Below are 17,233 nucleotides of genomic sequence, written 5' to 3' on the forward strand. Positions count from 1 at the left end.
GTCACGCGCACAATGCACACACTACATCGCGGCGCGGCTCAACTCAGGTGAAGCCCGGGTCTCAGTTGGGGTTCGAAGGGACGCGAGGCGATGAGATCTGCGCTGATGCGTGCGGCGGCGAGCTGCAGCGGCGGCAGCAGATTCTTCTGCATGGACTCCACCGAGTGGTTGCTTGTGGTCGTGGAGATATTGATGGCGGCTACGACGGTGCCGTTGGCGTGCCTGATCGGAGCGGCGATCGACCGAAGGCCGTCTTCGAGCTCCTGGTCCACGAGCGCCCAGCCCTGCTGCCGCACGCGCTCGAGTTCGCCCAGCAGCGCATCCGCGGAGGAAATCGTGCGGCTGGTGAGATGTTCGACCTCCATGGCGGTCAGGTGTGCCTCGAGCTCGGCGCGCTCCATTCCGGCGAGAAGAACCCGACCCATCGACGTGGCGTAGGCCGGAAATCGGGTGCCGATGTTGATGCGCACCGACATGATGCGCCGCGCCGCCACCCGGGCCACGTAGACGATGTCGGTGCCGTTGAGTACCGAGGCGGAGGTGGAATCGTGGATGCTTGCCGCCAACTGCTCGAGGTGCGGCTGGGCGATCTCGGGCAGCGACAGCGCAGAGAGGTAACTGAAACCGAGTTCGAGCACGCGTGCCGTGAGCGAGAAGAGCCGCCCGTCGGCGCGTACATAACCGAGCTCGAGCAGGGTCAGCAAGAAGCGACGACTGGCGGCGCGCGTGAGGCCCGTTGCGCGCGCGATCTCGCTCAGGGTCATCTCGGGGTGGTCGGCATCGAACGCTCGGATCACGCTGAGCCCGCGTGCGAGGGATTGCACAAACTGGCCGCTCGGCTCGTGAATGGCCTCATCGTCGATGGCCGTCGTCTTGATCACGGATCCCTTCCCCGCGCACCCACTTGTACGTACTGCGAACGCATGTTCTTGTGCCGATCGTAACATCGCAATTATTTGACCGGCAATAACTCAAACGCGGCGCTCTTGACTATTGCCACCCATGGCTTTATGTTCTTCCTGAGAACATCCGTTCGCTGGACGCGCATCATTCGAAGAACGACGTTGTACGCTCAGCTCGGAAACGCAGTTGTTTCCGGTCTTTCATCACAGCGAGGTGACTAATGACTCAACGTAAAATGACCCGCTTGTATCCCCTTGTCGTGGGTGCGGCTGCGGCAGCGATGCTTCTGGCGGGATGCTCGGCACCCGGACAGAACAACAACTCAAGCTCCGGTGGCTCCTCAGACAAGGGCCCGATCAAGATCGCCGTCGTTGACGCGCAGAGCGGTCAGAACGCCGACCTGGGTGGCTGGGAGCTGAAGGGCGTCAAGCTGGCGTTCAACGCCGCGAACAAGGCCGGAGGCATCGACGGCCGCAAGATCCAGCTCAAGGTCTATGACGACCAGGCCGACCCGACGACCGGCACCAACCTGGCTCGCAAGGTGAAGAGCGACGGCAACATCATGATGATGGGTACCGCGGAGAGCGCGGTTGCGCTCGCGATGGCGCCCATCATGGCCCAGCAGGAGATTCCGATGATGACCTCGGGTCAGTCGCCTGCACTGGGACAGCTGCACAACAAGTTCGTCTTTCTGAACAGCCCGCCGAGCACCGCCTTCGACCAGACTCTCGCCAAGTACCTCATCGAAAAGAACTACAAGACGTTCGCGATGATCAGCAACAACGGCGCATATGGACAGGGCGAGCACAACGCGTTCCTCGCTGCGCTCAAGACGGCAGGGGTCACCCCCGTCACCGATCAGATCGTCACCCCCGATCAGAAGGACTTCAGTTCCGCCCTGACCACCATCGGTCAGAAGAAGCCGGACGTTCTCTTCATCGGGGCAGAAGAGGTGGAGTCTGGCCTGATCGCCAAGCAAGCTCGCCAGCTCGGAATCAAGGCGGTCTTCGCCGGTGGGGCGCCGATGGGTACCTCGACCTACATGCAGACCGCAGGCACGAGCATCGTCGAGGGCAGCGTGGTGAGCACGCCGTACATCAGCAATGATGAGACGGCCGCCACCAAGAAGTTCGCGGAAGCGTACAAGGCCGCGTATGGCGAGGATGCCGAGTTCCACGGCGCCAAGGCGTACGACGGTGCCGAGATCGTTATTCAGGCGCTCAAGGACACCAAGGTCGGAACGGGCAGCAAGCTGGCCGATGCGATTCGCAGCATCAAGTACACCGGTCTCGTCGGGCAGTTCGACTTCGACGCCGACGGTGTCGGAGTTCACGTGACGAAGATTGCCACCATCAAAAACGGCAAGCTTGTAGCCGAGAAGGTCTAAGAGCGAACTCGGATGCGGTCGGTTCCGTCGCGAGAGGCGATGGGACCGACCGCGTCTCTGAGAAGGAGAGAACAATGCAGTTCTTCATGCAGACCATGGTGGGGGGGATCGGCATCGGCGCAATTTATGTGCTCGTTGCTCTGGGATTCTCGCTCGTCTACCGCACCATGGGACTCGTCAACTTCGCGCACGGCGACATCCTCATGGTCGGTGCGTACATCGCGGCGACCCTGTTCGTCACGAGCAAGCTGCCGTTCTGGATCGCCATTGTCGTGGCGATCATCGCCACCGCCATCATCGGTCTGGTCATCGAGCGAATACTTCGGCCGCTGGAGAACAAAGACTTCGACCTGATGCTGATAGGCACGCTGGGCTTCGGCATCATGCTCGAGGGCGTGGCCATCATCATCTGGGGAACCACGGGACAGGCGGTTCCGAGCCCGGTCGGCGAACAGCCGTTCAACGTCTTCGGTATCTACATCAAGCAGTACCAGCTGGTGGTGATCGCCATCGCGGCGGTCGCATCCGCTCTTCTGTGGTTCTTTCTTGACCGAACCAAGCGCGGCATCGCCATGCAGGCCGTGGCGATGGACTTCGAGGAAGCCACGGCCCTGGGCGTCAACGTTGGGCGCAGCAACGCCTTCGCCTTCGCCATCGGCGCCGGTCTCGCCGCCCTCGGTGGTGGGCTTGCCGGCCCGGTGCTGTACGTCAGCCCCACCTTCGGTTCGACCCTCGGCATCATGGGGTTCGCCGCGGCGGTGCTCGGCGGCTTCGGCAATATCAAGGGTGCGATCGTCGGCGGTCTCGGCTTCGGCATCCTCTACGCGTTCGCGCAGGGTCTGTTTCAGGGCTATGCGGATCTCGCCGCCTTCGTTGCCTTCGCCGTGATAGTCGTTATTCGCCCAACGGGCATCTTCGGAGAAAGCACGGTGAACCGCGCATGATCAAGAAAATCGTTCCGCTGGCCGTGCTGGCCGCTCTCACTCTTTATCTGCCCTACATGCTTGACGGCTACACGGTGCACGTCGCGAACGTGGCCATGATCTTCTGCCTGCTGGCTATCGGGCTGTTCCTCTCGATGGGTATTGCTGGGCAATTCGACCTGGCCCAGGTCGCGTTCCTCGGGATCGGCGCATATACGGCGGCGATTCTGACCACGAAGGTCGGCTGGAATTTCTGGCCTGCCGCGTTGGCCGGCATCGTGCTCACGGTTCTGGTTTCGCTGCTGGTGGGCATCCCCGCGCTGCGGCTGCAATCGCACTATCTCGCGATCGTGACGCTCGGCCTGGCGCTCGCCTTCGTGAGCCTCGTTCTCAACCTGCCGCTGGCCGGCCAGGGTTCCGGGTTGAGCGGCATTCCGGCGCCGGTGTTCTTCGGCATGGATCTCTCCAGTGACTACCTTTTCTATTACCTTGAGTGGGCCGTTCTGGTGATAGGCATCGCGTTCGCCGCCTTCATCGTGCACACGCGACTGGGCCGACGGATGCGCGCCATGCGTGACGACCACCTGGCGGCCGCGGCGATGGGTGCCGAGGTGCCGATCCTGAGAATGGTGGCCTTCGCCTTCGGCGGATTGTACGGCGGCATCGCCGGTGTTCTCTACGCCGGAATGATCCGCTACGTGGCGCCGGAGTCGTTCAACCTCGCGAACATGTTCCTTCTGCTGGCCATGGTGGTTATCGGCGGACGGCACAGCCTGCCCGGCGTGATCTTCGGCGCTGTCGCGTTGATCTTCATTCGCGCGTGGCTGGCCGACTTCTCCATCTACGCCCAGCTCGGCTATGGGGCGCTCGTGGTGATCATCGTCGTCTTCCTGCCCACCGGTTTTGCCGGCATCCCGCCACGCATCATCAAGGCATGGAAGGCGCGTCGAGGCGGCAAGGAGGCGGGCAAGCGGGTGCAGCCCTACGTGTCCATCGCGGACGAGAGTGCGCAGCACGCCCCAGCGGCGGATGCGCCGATCGCCCTCGAGGTGAAGGACATCGTCAAGCGATTCAAGGGCCTGCGCGCGCTCGACGGCGTCTCCATCACGGTGCGTGAGGGGGAGATTCGCGGAATCGTCGGGCCGAACGGCTCGGGAAAAACGACCTTCTTCAACGTGCTGAGCGGCATTCACCCGCCGACATCCGGCTCGGTTGCGCTCTTCGGGCAGCGTTCCACGAATACCGTCGCATACAGGCTGTCGCTGCGGGGCATCGCGCGCACCTTCCAGAACCTGCGGCTCTTCCCGCTGCTGACGGTGCGGGAGAACGTGCTCGTGGGTCTCGACCGCACGCGCACGGCGTGGGGCTGGCGTTACGTGTTCTGGCCATTCGGGGTTGTGCGCGGGGATCGCGAGATGGGCAAGAAGGCCGACGCGATCCTTAACCACTACGGGCTGAGCGAGCTGGCGGATGCCGCACCGAGCGAGCTCTCCTACGGTGCCCAGCGGCGCGTGGAGATCGCCCGCGCGATGGCGACCTCGCCGCGCATCCTGCTGCTCGACGAGCCTGCCGCCGGCCTCAACGGCGACGAGATGAACCAGCTCAAGGCGATTGTGCGTGACATTCGCGCCCAGGGCGTGACGGTGCTGCTCATTGAGCACAACATGGGACTGGTCATGTCGCTGTGTGATCGGGTGACGGTGCTCGCGACAGGCAAGGTGATTGCCGACGGTTTGCCGGCCGACGTGGCACGCACGCCCGCCGTCATTGAGGCATACCTCGGCGATGACGCGGCGATTCAAGACGATGTGCTCGAAGTGGGCGGCCGTGAACCAGGCCAGGAGACGAACGGGGTGACCGCATGAATGCAACAGTCGATCCGACGACACGCAAGGTCGCGGAGGCATCCGACAACCAGGCCGCGAAACTCGTGGTGCAGAACCTGGCGGTCAACTACGGCGGCGTCGCCGCGGTGCGTGGGGTGAGCTTCGAGGTCGAGGTCGGCCAGTCCGTCGGCATCATCGGGGCGAACGGCGCAGGCAAGAGCTCCACGCTGAAGGCAGTGCTCGGCCTGGTGCATCGCTCGGCCGACGGCCTGCGCTACGGCGACACCGACCTGCTCTCCGTTCCGGCGCGCAAGGTGGTGCACGAGGGCATCGGATACGTGCCGGAAGGCCGCCACGTCTTCGGCGGCCTCAGCGTGGAGAAGAACCTGCTGATGGGCGCATACATCAGCCGCTGGAGCGCATCCACCCGCGACCAGGTCGCGGCGATCTACGAGATGTTCCCCGTGCTCGGAGAGATGAAGGGCCGCCTCGCCGGCGCGCTGTCGGGCGGGCAGCAACAGATGCTCGCCATCGGTCGCGCGCTCATGTCGAAGCCCAAGCTGCTCGTGCTCGATGAGCCGTCGATGGGGCTGTCGCCCAAGCTGGTGGACGAGGTGCTCGCGGTGGTGCAGCGCCTCAACAGCACGGGCATGAGCATCCTGCTGGTGGAGCAGAATGCCAAGCTCACCTTCGAGGCAACCACGCAGTGCTACGTGATGGAGAACGGCGAGATCGTCATGGACGGCCCCGCCGATTCTCTGCGCCACGACCCGCGCGTGCGCCAGATCTACCTGGGGATATAACGAACACCGAGACCCGGGCGATGCCGCTGTGGGCGGGGAGAACTTTCGCACTGCTCGGAATAGTTCTTCTCGCCCTTAACCTGCGCACCGCCGTCGCGGCGCTCTCGCCGATCGTCGCGATGATCAACAACGACGTTCCGCTGGACAACGCCGGGCTCGGCGTGCTCGGAATGCTGCCCCCGGTGGCCTTCGCCGCCTCCGCTCTTGTGGCGCCGATGCTGGCCAAGCGCGTGGGCCTGGAGCGCCTCGTGGTGCTCAGCATTGCGGTGGCCGTGGTTGGCCACCTGCTCCGGGCGGTTTCTGGATCGTTCGTGGTGCTGTTCGTGGGGTCGCTGCTCGTGTTCGTGGCCATGGGGGTGGGCAACGTCGTGCTGCCGCCTCTGGTCAAACGGTATTTTCCCGACCGGATCGGCATGGTCACCTCGCTGTACGCGACGATCAATGCGGTGGGCATGGCTGTTCCCCCGCTCGTGGCCTTTCCTCTTGCGGATGCCGCCGGCTGGCGGCTCTCGCTCGGAATCTGGGCGGTACTGGCGGTGCTCGCACTGTTCCCGTGGATCGGTGTGCTCGTGCAGAGCCGGCGCGAGCGGGCCGAGCGCGTGGAGCGGGAGGCGGGAGCAGAGCCGGAACCGGTGGCATCCGCTGCACTGCACAGCCAGATCTGGCGTTCGCGCACCGCGTGGGCTCTTGCGCTGGTCTTTGCCGTGGTTTCGTTTCACGTCTATACGTTGTTCGCGTGGTTGCCGCGGATGCTGGTGGAATCGGCCGGGCAGACGCCCGCCACCGCCGGTGCGCTGCTCGGTCTGTACTCCGCCCTGGGCTTTCCGGTGGGAATCATCGTGCCCATGATGATCGTGCGCATGCGCAATGTCTCGTGGATGATCTATCTGGGCGCGGTGGGCTTCGTGCTGGGCTATCTGGGCTTCATCTTCGCGCCGTCGCTCGCGCCCTGGCTGTGGATCGTGCTGATCAGGGTGGGATCGGTCATGTTCCCGGCCTGCCTCGTGCTGATCAACCTGCGGTCGCGCACCCCCGTTGGCTCGGCCGCCCTGAGCGGATTCGTGCAGGCCGTCGGCTATGCGCTCGCGGCGCTCGGCCCGCTTCTGGTGGGCCTGTTGTATAACGCTGACACCGGATGGCTGGGTGCGTACCTGCTGCTCATCGCCACGGTGGTGGTCGCCTTCGTCGCCGGATCCATGCTGCGCACGCCACGATTCGTCGAGGACGAACTGCGCGAGGTCGCCCGCACGCACCAATCATCGACCCCGCTCTAGAACGGTCGACCGCACGAGAAAGGTTGTTTTCATGGCACACCGACAGATCGGCATCGCCCACCTGACGATGCTGCAGCTTACGCCGCCCGAGCTGGTGGCAACGGCCGCCGAGGCCGGCTACGACTTCGTGGGTGTGCGCGTTGCGGTGGCCACCGCAGGCGAGACGCCGTATCCGATGCAACCGGGTTCGGCGATGTCGAAAGAGACGCTCGCCCGACTCGACGACACGGGGCTGCGCGTGCGCGACATCGAGTTTCTGGTGCTCGACGCATCCGCGGGCCCGGCGCTCTGGATGCCCGCGCTCGAGGCCGGGGCGGCACTCGGCGCGAGTTCGGTGAGCGTGGTCGGCGGCGATGACGATCTCGGCCGACTCGCGGACACCCTGGCCCGGCTCACCGAGGATGCGCGGCCGTATGGCATCCTTCCCACGCTGGAGCCGATCAGCTACCAGGTCGTGCGTTCGATTCCGGATGCCGCGCGCCTCGCCCGCGGTGCCGGCGCCGCTATTCTCGTGGATGCGCTGCACCTGCAGCGCTTCGGCGGCAGCGTCGAGCAGGTTGCCGCTCTCGAACCGGAGCTGGTTCCCATTCTGCAGATTTGCGATGCGCCGCTGGCGACGCCGGAGCATTTGGATCCACCCGCGACGATGCCGCAGGGAATGACCACCAATGGTTCGGTTCTGCAGCTCGAGGCGCGCGCATTGCGCCTCGTGCCGGGAGAGGGTGAGTTGCCGCTACGCGAGCTGATCGCCGCGGTCGCCGCCGACACCCCCATCAGCGTCGAGGTTCCCAACGCCACCCTGAGCGCGAGAATGTCGCCCGTCGATTTCGTTCGGATGAATCTGGTGGCGGTACAGGCATTGCTCGCTGAGCGCGGCGAGTCGCTCGGGCAGGCCGGGGGAGAGGGCGCACGGTGATGATCGCTGATGAGCCGGGTGCGGCATCCGCCCCTGCAGGGCCGCGCACCGCAGCAATCGACTGTGACGTTCTCGTCATCGGCTCGGGGGCCGGCGGGCTGTCTGCTGCGGTGACGGCCGCGTTCCACGGGCTGAAGGTGATAGTCGTGGAGAAAGAGGAGAAGTGTGGAGGCGCCACCGCATTCTCCGGTGGCTGGATGTGGGCGCCGCGTAATCCGCTGGCTGTCGCCGACGGCGTGAAGGAGGATATCGAGCTGCCCCGCGAGTACCTGCGGCAGCGCCTCGGCGAGAACTTCGATGCGGCCCGGGTCGACGCATTGCTCGAGGCGGTGCCGCACATGGTCGGCTTCTTTCATACGAAGACGAAGCTGCAGTTTGTGCCCGGCAGCTCGATCTCCGACATCTACGGCAAGACGCCCGGTGCCGGAACCGGGCATCGTTCGGTGGCGCCCAAGCCGATCAACGCGCGTCGGCTTAGTAAGACGGTGCGCGCGACGATGCGTCGCCAGCTCTACGAGACCTCGTTTCTGGGCATGGGCATCATGGCCGGCCCTGATCTGCGGGCCTTTCTGTTCGCGATGCGCGGCGACGCGAAGGCGTTGTGGCATGCAACGTGGCGCGTGGGGCTGCACCTCTGGGATCTTCTGACCCATCACTACGGGCTGCAGCTCGTCAACGGCACGGCACTCATCGGCCGTCTCATGCAGTCGGCCGAAAACCTGGGCGTCGACATCCGGGTGTCGTCGCCCGCGCTGCGGCTGACGACGGATGCCGGGCGTGTCACGGGCGCGGTCGTCGCCTCTCCCAGAGGTGGGCCGGGCGACGAGCAGGGCGGCGAACTGAGCATCCACGCCCGCCTTGGTGTCGTGCTGGCCACCGGCGGCTTTCCGAACGATGTGGCACGACGCAAACAGTACTTTCCCCGCGTGCCTACCGGCGAGGAGCACTGGACGCTGGCGCCGGCCGGCACCTCGGGTGACGGCATCACGCTGGGCGAGTCGGTCGGTGGGCACCTCAATCACAATGTGGCGGCACCGGCGGCGTACTGCCCCGTCTCACTCGTTCACTATCGCAACGGCCGAGTCGGCGTCTTTCCACACATCATGGACAGGGGCAAGCCGGGGGCCATCGGCGTGCTGAAGAACGGCAGGCGCTTCGTGAACGAGGCCAACGGCTACCACGACTACGTGCTCGGCATGCTCGCCGCGGTTCCCGAGGGTGAGCCCGTCGAGTCGTGGCTCGTTGCCGACCACACCTTTCAGCGGCGGTATCCGCTGGGCATGTCGAAGCAGCGGCCGGTTCCCACCTTCCCGTACCTGCGCAACGGTTACCTGACGAAGGGCCGCACCATCGAGGAACTCGCGCGCAACTGCGGCATCGACCCTGCCGGTCTCGCCGCGACGGTCGTCGAGTTCAACGCGAACGCCCGCCGGGGCGCCGACCCGCTCTTCGAGCGTGGCGAAACACCGTTCAACCGCTACGCGGGTGACCCCACAGTGAAGCCGAACCCCTCACTGGCACCGATCAAGACCGGCCCGTTCTATGCCGTCAAGGTGCTCCCGGGCAGTTTCGGTACATTCATGGGGCTCGAGACGGACGCGCGTGCGCGCGTTCTCGGCGACGGCGGCAAGCCGATCGCGGGGCTGTATGCCGTCGGCACCGACCAGGCCAACGTGATGGGCGGCCACTACCCGGCCGGCGGCATCAACATCGGCCCCGCCATGACCTTCGGCTATGTCGCCGGACGCGACCTTGCCGGCGCTACCGCCTACGAGGACGGCCGAGACGCTGCGGTGGAGAATGGTTCGCATGGATCTTCAGCTCAGCGGTAAACGCGCCATCATCACCGGAGGCAGCCGGGGCATCGGCCTGGCCGTCGCGAAAGCCCTCGCCGCAGAGGGTGCAGATGTGGTGCTGGCAGCCCGCGGTCACGCGGAGCTCGATCTGGCCCGTGCCGCAGTTGAAGAGCTCGGCCACAAGGTAATGGCGATCCCGACCGACACGAACGACGACTCCTCGGTGCAGGCGCTCGTCGCAGCGGCGGTGGAAGGCCTCGGCGGTGTAGACATCCTCATCAACGCTGCCGCACGGGCCGCCACGCCCGGCAGCCCCCGGATGCTCGCCGACCTTCGTGACGAAGACCTGCGGGCCGAGATCGAGACAAAGGTGCTCGGTTGCCTGCGCACGGCGCGCGCGGTGGCACCCCTCATGGTGCAACAGGGCTGGGGGCGCATCGTGAACGTCAGTGGCCTCGCCGCCCTGAACGCCGGCAACACCTTCGGGTCTATGCGCAACGTGGCGGTTGCCGCGATGACCAAGAATCTGGCCGACGAGCTCGGCGCGGCGGGCGTGAACGTGACGGTCGTGCATCCGGCTCTCACCCGCACCGAGCGCACACCCGCCCTGATCGACGCCACGGCGGCCGCGCGCGGAACCACCCTCGGTGAGGCCGAGGCGCTGCTCGGCGGCGGCTCGACCATCGGGCGCATGGTGACGGCCGAGGAGGTGGCGGACGTGATCGTCTTCCTCGCCTCCCCGCGCAGCGTGGCCATCACGGGCGACGCCATCCCGGTCGGCGGCGGAACCCCTGGGCCCATCCGCTACTGAAGACGCGGAATGGAAAACTACTGGGCCAGTTCGCGCTCGGCGATCAGTTCGAGAAAGTGGGCGCGCATCCGTGCCGCGTCGGGTTCGATTCCGGTGATCAGGCGCATTCCCGCGACGGCCTGTCCCACGTTCATGCGGCCGCCGTCGAGGGTGCGCAGGCCGTGGGCACGGGCGTTCAGCAACACCTGGGTCTCGATGGGAAAGTAGACCACGTCGGCGACCCAGGCATCCGCCCGCAGCCGCGCAACGTCGAACGCGACACCGGGGTGATTGGTCATGCCGAGCGGGGTGGCGTTGATGACGCCGTCCGCACGGGCGAGCGTACCGGCCACCTCGTCGGGCCCGTTCACGAGCACCTCGCGATCGGGGAAAAGCTCTCGCAGCCTCTGAGCGAGCCCCTCGACGCGCTCGGGCACGAGATCGGTGAGCGTGAGCTGCTGCGTGCCGAGCGCGAGCATCGCATAGGCGGAGGCCGAGCCGGCGCCGCCACCGCCGAACTGCACGACGTTCTCGAGGGCGGCATCCGGAAGCCCGTCGAGAACGCCGTCACGAAAGCCCACCCAGTCGGTGTTGTAACCGATGAAACGGCCGTCGCGGATGAGAACGAGGTTGACCGCTCCGAGGCGTTCGGCGTCGACATCCACCTCATCGAGGTACTGCATGACGAGCTGTTTGCACGGATGCGTGATGTTCAGCGCCGAGAAGCCCTCGTCGCGTGCCTCATGGAGCAGCCGCCCGACGCTCTCGGCGGGCTCGTTCAGCTCGAGCAGGTCGAGCAGCCGGTATTCGTAGTCGAGGCCGAGTTCGTGGGCCTCGCTCTCGTGCAGCGGCGGCGACAGCGAGGGGCCGATGCCCTCGCCGATGAGGCCGACCAGGTAGGCGGTGCTCGGGACTGAAGCGTTTTCGGCGTCCACGGTGACTGACCCTTCAAAAGAACGGATGTTGTCGATAGCATAGCAAGAAGAGTTCAACTGACGAATAAATGTACGCACAACGAACACGACCGCGGAACGCTCATCGAACCGCCACTCCAGGCGAGCCGGTAAGCGCAGCACGGGCCGACACCGATATGCTCGCGGCAGCCGAGCTCGACGGATAATCTGGATCGACTTCGAGGAATGGAAGTAGGGCGTCCTGCAATGACACGACCACGCGTTCTGGTGCTGAACGGACCCAACCTCAATTTTCTCGGGCGGCGTGAACCGGCGCTCTATGGCTCGGTCACTCTCGACGCCGTCACCGAATCGCTCGCGGGCTTGGCGGCCGGGCGCGGCGTGAGTCTGGACTGCCGCCAGAGCAATAGCGAAGCTGTGCTGATCGATGCGGCGCAGGAGGCGATGAGCGACTTCGATGCCGTGATCATCAACGCGGGTGGGCTCAGCCACAGCTCGGTGGCGCTGCGCGACGCGCTCGCAATGCTGCCGGTGCCGGTCGTCGAGGTGCACGTCACGAACATTCACGCTCGCGAGGAGTTCAGGCACCACTCCTTCATCTCGGATGTCGCTGCCGCCGTGATCGTCGGCGCGGGAACGAACGGCTACCTGCTGGCGCTCGAGCACGTGCTGTCGCTGCTGCCAGCTGCTCAGCCGGCTGCGCATCCGGGCACGGATGCCGGTGCAGCCGGCGGGTCGCAGGCATCCGCTCTGGTTCTCAGCGGACCGAATCTCAACTTTCTGGGGCGGCGCGAACCGGGTCTCTACGGTGATGTCACCCTCGACCAGATCGGCGAGCGAGTAGCGACCGAGGCGACGAGGCTCGGCATGACGGCGGACTTTCGGCAGAGCAACAGCGAGTCTGAGCTCGTGGATGCCGCACAGGAGGCGATGAGCGCCTTCGACGCCGTGATCATCAACCCCGCCGGGCTGTCGTTCACCTCTATACCGTTGCGCGATGCGCTGGCGATGCTGCCGGTGCCGGTCATCGAGGTGCACATCACGAACATCATGGCGCGCCCGGCCGAGTACCTGCATCACTCCCACATCTCGCCGATCGCCACCGCGGTGATCATGGGTGCGGGCGCGCACGGTTACGAGTTGGCGCTGCAGCAGGCGGCGCATCTCGCCGCGGAGAAGCACTGATCGGTCGGGTGGCCCATGGAACTGCGGTGGATCGAGGCGTTCATCGCTGTCGCCGAGGAACTGCACTTCGGCCGGGCCGCGCAGCGGTTGGGGCTGGCGCAGTCGCCGCTGAGCCAGACGATCCGGCGGCTGGAGCGCGAGCTCGGCGCTCCACTCTTCGAGCGCAGCACGCGCTCGGTCGCCCTCACCGGTGCCGGTGTCGCGTTTCTGCCGCACGCCAGAAAGATGCTCGGTGAGCTCGACCTTGCGCATCGATCCGTGCGCCAGATCGAGCAGGGCGAATACGGTCGGGTCACCATCGGCTTCTCAGGCGCGCTGAACCACCTCACGCTGCCGCCGCTCACCCGGGCCGCGCGCGGCCGGTATCCGGGGATCGAGCTGACCCTGGTCAACCAGCTGGTCACCGAGGATGCGATCAGGCGGCTGCACAACGGCGAGATCCACTTGGCCTTCGTCGGCCTGCCGCTCGAGTCACCGCCCCTGGCAACTCGTGCGATCTCGAGGGAGCCGCTGGGTGCGACGCTACCCTCCGACCATCCGCTGGCCCGTCGTGCCGAGTTGACGGTGGCCGAGCTCGAAGGCGAGGATTTCGTCTCGCTGCCGGTGAGCCGGGGCTCGACGGTGGGCGAGAACCTCGTGCGGGCGTGCCTCGGGGCCGGGTTTCGGCCGCGAATCGTTCAGGAGATCGTCGACCCGTACACCGTGCTCTCGTTCGTTGCCGCCGGCGTCGGCATCAGCCTCATGCCGCAGTGCATGCAGCCGATCATGCCCGCCGGCTCAGTGTTCATTCCGTTGCGCGGCGACGTTCCCGTTCAGGAGGCGGGCCTCGCCTGGAACCCCGACGATGTCTCGCCGGCCCTCGCCTCGATTCTCGCGCTCGCCGAGGAGATCCTGCCCACGCCCTAGTGCAACGCGGCGGCGAGCTGCTGCGCGGTGTCGTAGCCGCTGAGTATGGCGTTGCGGATGGTGGCCGGCGACTTCTCGATGGCGCTGCCCGCTGCGAGAACCGCATGCCGGATGCCCAGCCCTGCAGCAAGCTCGCCTTCGCTCTCGGCCGGCACCGTGCCGTGCGAGATCAGCAGCGGTCCCGGGGCGTCGAGCCACGCATCCGTGCCGTCGGCGTCGGTGATTCGAATGCGGCGCTCGGCAATTTCGGCGATGGTGCTGCCCAGGAGAATCCGCACATTCGGGTTCGCCATCAGGCGCGGCAGGGCCAGAATCTTGGCCCGGCGCCCCGAATCGGGCGCGAGCTGCTCCTGCTCGCCCACCAGCAGCACGGCCGTTCCGCGCGCAGCGAGCGTGTCGGCCACCGACATGGCCACGCCGTCCGCGCCCCAGATGGTGCAGGCGGCGAGGGGCTCGTCCAGTTCGTGCGTCTCGAGCCAGTTCCGAACATCCATCACCGGTGACTCGCCCGCCACGACGGTTTCGCTCAAGGCGGGCGCCTGCGGTCGGATGCCGCCGGTGGCCAGCACCACGGCATCCGGCTTCAGTGCCGTCAACAGCGACTCATCGACGTGTGTGCCGAGCGAGACGGTCACGTTCAGTCGCTCGAACTCGCGGGCCGACCAGTCGAGAAAGCGGTGAAAATCGGGGGTGGACTTCATCCGTGCCGCCTCGGCCATCTGGCCGCCGAGTGCCGCGCGCTCGTCGGCGAGTGTCACATCCGCCCCCGCCAGCGCGAGCTCGCGGGCCAGCGTCAGGCCGGCCGGGCCCGCACCCGCGACCACGACGCTGCTGCCCGTGCGCACCGTGGGGGTGGCGAGCGGAACGCGCCCGCGACCGACCGTGGGGTTGACGGTGCAGCCGACGGGGCCGACGCCGAGATTGTCGATGCAGACGTTGCAAGCGATGCACGGGCGGTACTCGCCGCCCTCAAGGCAGGCGGTCGCGAACGTGGGGTCGGCGTGCAGGGCGCGGGCCAGACTCACGAAGTCTGCGGTGCCCTCGGCCAGCACTGTCTCGATGATCTCGGGGCTGTTCAGCCGCCCGGCCATGCCCAGTGGCTTGCCGAAGCGGCGGTATGCGGCGGCGTACTCGCTGAGCAGACCCGGCTGCCATTCGCCCGACTGCACGATCCACTCGCCGGCCTCGTAGCTGCCGGCCGAGAGGTCGAGAAAGTCGAGTGCGGCGAGGTCGGCGCGTGCCACGATGGCCAGCGTCTGCTCGGCGGTCAGCCCGCCCTCGGTGCCTTCGAGCACAGAAATGCGGATGCCGAGGGGCGTGTTCGGCGCGTTCTCACGCACCGCGGCAATCACCAGATTGAGAAACAGCGCGGAGTCGGCGAACTCGTCGCTGCGGTGGTTGTACAGCGGCGACATGAACTGGTGCACGAGGTAGCCGTGCCCGCCATGGATGCTCAGCACGTCAATGCCGGCCGCAACACAGCGAGCCGCCGCAGTGCCGTATTCGGCGGCGAGTTCGTAGATCTCGGCCGTGGTCAGCTCACGCGGCATCTCGCCGCCGGCCACCGCGCACGGCACCGGTGAGGGCGCGACATTCGGATGCCCGCTCACCGTGCTCTGCGCGGTGCGGCCACCGTGGTTTAGCTCACAACCGACGAGCGCGCCCTCGGCGTGCATCGCGTCGGCGAGGTGGCGCAGGCCCGGAATGCAGGAATCGTCGTGGGCACCGAGTTGGTGAGTGCGGCCTTTGCCATCGGCGCGCACGTAGGTGGCCTCGGCCATGACCAGGGCCACGCCAGCGGCGGCACGCTGCACCAGGTAGTCCTCGTAGACATCCGTCATGTGGCCCTCGGTGTCGCAGTAGTTGCGCTCCATCGGGGCCGAGACGAGCCGGTTGCGCAGCGTGAGGCGGCCCAGCGCAAGGGGCGATGCCGTGATGTTCGTGTGTGGCTGCGTCATCGCATCCGCTCCTTCTGGGGTGTTTCGGCTTCATCGGCACGGTACTCGCTCAGGTATTCACCCACACTGAAGGCTCGGGTGATTGCCGAGCCCAGGGTGGCACCGCCGCCGGGGTAGGCGCCGCGAAAGACCGTCGCCGAGCAGTTTCCTGCCGCGAAGAGTCCCTCGATAGCGTGACCGTCACGCCCGAGCATGCGCCCGTGCGCGTCGACCTGGATGCCGCCGGCCGTGCCGAGCACGCCGGCGTGAATCTCGACGGCATAGAACGGGGCCGTGGACAACGGGGCGAGGCAGGGGTTGGGCAGATTGTTCGGATCGCCGAGGTGCCTGTCTTCGGGCGCATCGCCGCGGCCGAATGCGCTGTCGTGCCCGGTCGCGGCATCCGCGTTGAAGGTGGCAACAGTGGCCTCGAGGCCGGCGCGATCGATGCCGCAGAGCTCGGCGAGGGCACCCAGGCTGTCGGCCCGCAGCATCCACTCCTCGGCGATTCCCGGCGTGGAGCCGGCCACCGAATAGCACTGCAGGTAGCCGGAATCGAAGACGAGCCAGGCCGGATTGTTCTGTTGCCGGCTCGTGCCCGGATCGACGTTGGCGAACACGCGCGTGAGGTCGTGGTAATTCAGCGCCTCGTTCACGAAGCGTCGCCCGCGGGCGTTCACGGTGATGGAGCCCGGCAGTGTCATCTCGACATTGGCCATGCGGCCGGAGGGCTGGTCGTCGTAACGCTGCGTGGGTGCGGCGATGACCGGCACGCCCCAGATCGCCGTCATCTCATCCATCGCCGCGCCGGCGCCGAGGGCGAGCATCAGCCCGTCACCCTCATTGCTCGGTGCGCTGATCGGGGTGATCGGCATTGGCAGCAGAGCTTCGCGAAGGTGTCTGCTCCACTCGAAGCCACCGGATGCGACGACCACGTTCGTCGCTGCCACGCTGGCCTCGCGGTCGTTCCCAGCGTCGTTCACGGTGAGGCGCCACCCGCCCGATTCGTCCCGCTCCAGCGCGGTCACCCGGGCATCGCGCGCGAGGTCGATTCCGCGGTCGATGGCCGAGGCCAGAAGGGCCGCCACGAGGGCGCCACCCATGGTGCGGATGCCGGCCTCGCGACGTTCGCGCAGCATCCGCTCGTCGACCGGGGCACCCCGCAGCGCATCGCGTTCGTTCATGCTGATCGGTGGAAAGTAGCTGGGCGGGCGAATGGCCTCGGCCAGACCGGGGACCGCCGCCGGGTCGAACGGGTCATTGTCGAGACCGCGACCCACGGCCGCTCCCGGCCAGTCCAGGTGATAGTCGGGCCGGGCGAGCGGGGTGAAGCTGACCCGCGTCTTGTCGACCAGATAGCGCACGGCGCGGGGCGCGGTACCGATGTACCAGCGCATCTCCGCTTCACTCATGCGCGGGCCGGCCGCTGCGTTCAGATAGGCGAGGGCTGCGTCATCGCTGTCGGCAAAGCCGGCCTCGTTCATCAGATGGTTGCACGGCGCCCACATCACGCCGCCGGAGAGCGCCGTCGTTCCCCCGAATTTCGCAGCCTTCTCCAGCACGAGAACGCGGCGGCCTCCGTCGGCGGCACGGATCGCAGCGACGAGCCCTGCCGCTCCGCTGCCGATCACGACAACATCGTACGAGGCACCGAGCTCGGTCAGCGGGCATCC

14 protein-coding genes are annotated in these 17,233 nt (G+C 66.6%); 10 read left to right on the top strand and 4 right to left on the bottom strand.

What is annotated here, in order from left to right; translation table 11 throughout:
* Window positions 1–38 precede the first annotated feature (38 nt).
* Window positions 39–881 carry an IclR family transcriptional regulator domain-containing protein gene (locus ASC63_RS05215; protein ID WP_235491826.1) on the bottom strand — a complete coding sequence of 281 codons (843 nt, stop codon included), beginning with the start codon at window positions 879–881 and terminating at the stop codon, window positions 39–41.
* A gap of 242 nt (window positions 882–1,123) precedes the next feature.
* Between ASC63_RS05215 and ASC63_RS05220 the strand changes: the two genes are divergently transcribed.
* The 8 genes from ASC63_RS05220 (at window position 1,124) to ASC63_RS05255 (ending at window position 10,639) form a co-directional block, all read left to right on the top strand.
* Window positions 1,124–2,290, top strand: a complete 1,167-nt coding sequence (locus ASC63_RS05220; RefSeq protein WP_082487249.1) for an ABC transporter substrate-binding protein — start codon at window positions 1,124–1,126, stop codon at window positions 2,288–2,290.
* Window positions 2,291–2,364: 74 nt separating this feature from the next.
* Window positions 2,365–3,234, top strand: a complete 870-nt coding sequence (locus ASC63_RS05225; protein ID WP_055810542.1) for a branched-chain amino acid ABC transporter permease — start codon at window positions 2,365–2,367, stop codon at window positions 3,232–3,234.
* Window positions 3,231–5,078, top strand: a complete 1,848-nt coding sequence (locus tag ASC63_RS05230; protein ID WP_055810544.1) for a branched-chain amino acid ABC transporter ATP-binding protein/permease — start codon at window positions 3,231–3,233, stop codon at window positions 5,076–5,078. Before ASC63_RS05225 ends, ASC63_RS05230 begins: the two co-directional genes overlap by 4 nt.
* Window positions 5,075–5,842: an ABC transporter ATP-binding protein gene (locus ASC63_RS05235; protein ID WP_055810546.1), complete on the top strand. Its 768-nt coding sequence runs from the start codon at window positions 5,075–5,077 to the stop codon at window positions 5,840–5,842. The genes ASC63_RS05230 and ASC63_RS05235 overlap by 4 nt, the downstream gene beginning before the upstream one ends.
* A 20-nt stretch (window positions 5,843–5,862) precedes the next feature.
* Window positions 5,863–7,116, top strand: a complete 1,254-nt coding sequence (locus tag ASC63_RS05240; protein WP_055810548.1) for an MFS transporter — start codon at window positions 5,863–5,865, stop codon at window positions 7,114–7,116.
* A 31-nt stretch (window positions 7,117–7,147) separates the two neighbouring features.
* Window positions 7,148–8,032 (top strand): sugar phosphate isomerase/epimerase family protein, encoded by an 885-nt coding sequence (locus ASC63_RS05245; protein WP_055810550.1) that lies wholly within the window; start codon window positions 7,148–7,150, stop codon window positions 8,030–8,032.
* The gene (locus ASC63_RS05250; RefSeq protein WP_055810552.1) at window positions 8,032–9,864 is read left to right on the top strand and encodes an FAD-dependent oxidoreductase; all 1,833 of its coding nucleotides are present in this window, start codon (window positions 8,032–8,034) and stop codon (window positions 9,862–9,864) included. Before ASC63_RS05245 ends, ASC63_RS05250 begins: the two co-directional genes overlap by 1 nt.
* Entirely contained in the window at window positions 9,842–10,639 is a 798-nt protein-coding gene (locus ASC63_RS05255; protein ID WP_055810553.1) for an SDR family NAD(P)-dependent oxidoreductase, read from the top strand. Before ASC63_RS05250 ends, ASC63_RS05255 begins: the two co-directional genes overlap by 23 nt.
* Window positions 10,640–10,656: 17 nt before the next feature.
* On the opposite strand, the gene ASC63_RS05260 is transcribed toward ASC63_RS05255, so the two are convergent.
* Window positions 10,657–11,553, bottom strand: coding sequence for a shikimate dehydrogenase (locus tag ASC63_RS05260; protein ID WP_055810555.1), 897 nt, complete (start codon window positions 11,551–11,553; stop codon window positions 10,657–10,659).
* 225 nt (window positions 11,554–11,778) lie between these two features.
* Here ASC63_RS05260 and aroQ point away from each other — a divergent pair, with 225 nt between their 5' ends.
* Both aroQ and ASC63_RS05275 read left to right on the top strand, forming a co-directional pair.
* Window positions 11,779–12,717, top strand: a complete 939-nt coding sequence (gene aroQ / locus ASC63_RS16785; protein ID WP_327063329.1) for a type II 3-dehydroquinate dehydratase — start codon at window positions 11,779–11,781, stop codon at window positions 12,715–12,717.
* Window positions 12,718–12,732: 15 nt separating this feature from the next.
* Complete coding sequence (locus tag ASC63_RS05275; RefSeq protein ID WP_055810557.1) at window positions 12,733–13,623, top strand: LysR substrate-binding domain-containing protein; 891 nt, start codon at window positions 12,733–12,735, stop codon at window positions 13,621–13,623.
* On the opposite strand, the gene ASC63_RS05280 is transcribed toward ASC63_RS05275, so the two are convergent.
* A complete protein-coding gene (locus tag ASC63_RS05280) occupies window positions 13,620–15,581 on the bottom strand; it encodes an oxidoreductase (protein ID WP_055810559.1) in 1,962 nt (653 codons plus the stop codon). The genes ASC63_RS05275 and ASC63_RS05280 overlap by 4 nt on opposite strands.
* Window positions 15,578–17,191 carry an FAD-dependent oxidoreductase gene (locus ASC63_RS05285; RefSeq protein WP_235491827.1) on the bottom strand — a complete coding sequence of 538 codons (1,614 nt, stop codon included), beginning with the start codon at window positions 17,189–17,191 and terminating at the stop codon, window positions 15,578–15,580. The genes ASC63_RS05280 and ASC63_RS05285 overlap by 4 nt, the downstream gene beginning before the upstream one ends.
* Window positions 17,192–17,233: the final 42 nt, after the last annotated feature.

The sequence above is a fragment of the Leifsonia sp. Root112D2 genome, from assembly GCF_001424905.1.
Classification (GTDB): Bacteria; Actinomycetota; Actinomycetes; order Actinomycetales; family Microbacteriaceae; genus Root112D2.

Coding starts and splice junctions, on each gene's coding strand:
- ASC63_RS05220 (WP_082487249.1), top strand. CDS start 1,124: ATGACTCAACGTAAAATGACCCGCTTGTATCCCCTTGTCGTGGGTGCG.
- ASC63_RS05225 (WP_055810542.1), top strand. CDS start 2,365: ATGCAGTTCTTCATGCAGACCATGGTGGGGGGGATCGGCATCGGCGCA.
- ASC63_RS05230 (WP_055810544.1), top strand. CDS start 3,231: ATGATCAAGAAAATCGTTCCGCTGGCCGTGCTGGCCGCTCTCACTCTT.
- ASC63_RS05235 (WP_055810546.1), top strand. CDS start 5,075: ATGAATGCAACAGTCGATCCGACGACACGCAAGGTCGCGGAGGCATCC.
- ASC63_RS05240 (WP_055810548.1), top strand. CDS start 5,863: ATGCCGCTGTGGGCGGGGAGAACTTTCGCACTGCTCGGAATAGTTCTT.
- ASC63_RS05245 (WP_055810550.1), top strand. CDS start 7,148: ATGGCACACCGACAGATCGGCATCGCCCACCTGACGATGCTGCAGCTT.
- ASC63_RS05250 (WP_055810552.1), top strand. CDS start 8,032: ATGATCGCTGATGAGCCGGGTGCGGCATCCGCCCCTGCAGGGCCGCGC.
- ASC63_RS05255 (WP_055810553.1), top strand. CDS start 9,842: ATGGATCTTCAGCTCAGCGGTAAACGCGCCATCATCACCGGAGGCAGC.
- aroQ (WP_327063329.1), top strand. CDS start 11,779: ATGACACGACCACGCGTTCTGGTGCTGAACGGACCCAACCTCAATTTT.
- ASC63_RS05275 (WP_055810557.1), top strand. CDS start 12,733: ATGGAACTGCGGTGGATCGAGGCGTTCATCGCTGTCGCCGAGGAACTG.
- ASC63_RS05280 (WP_055810559.1), bottom strand. CDS start 15,581: ATGACGCAGCCACACACGAACATCACGGCATCGCCCCTTGCGCTGGGC.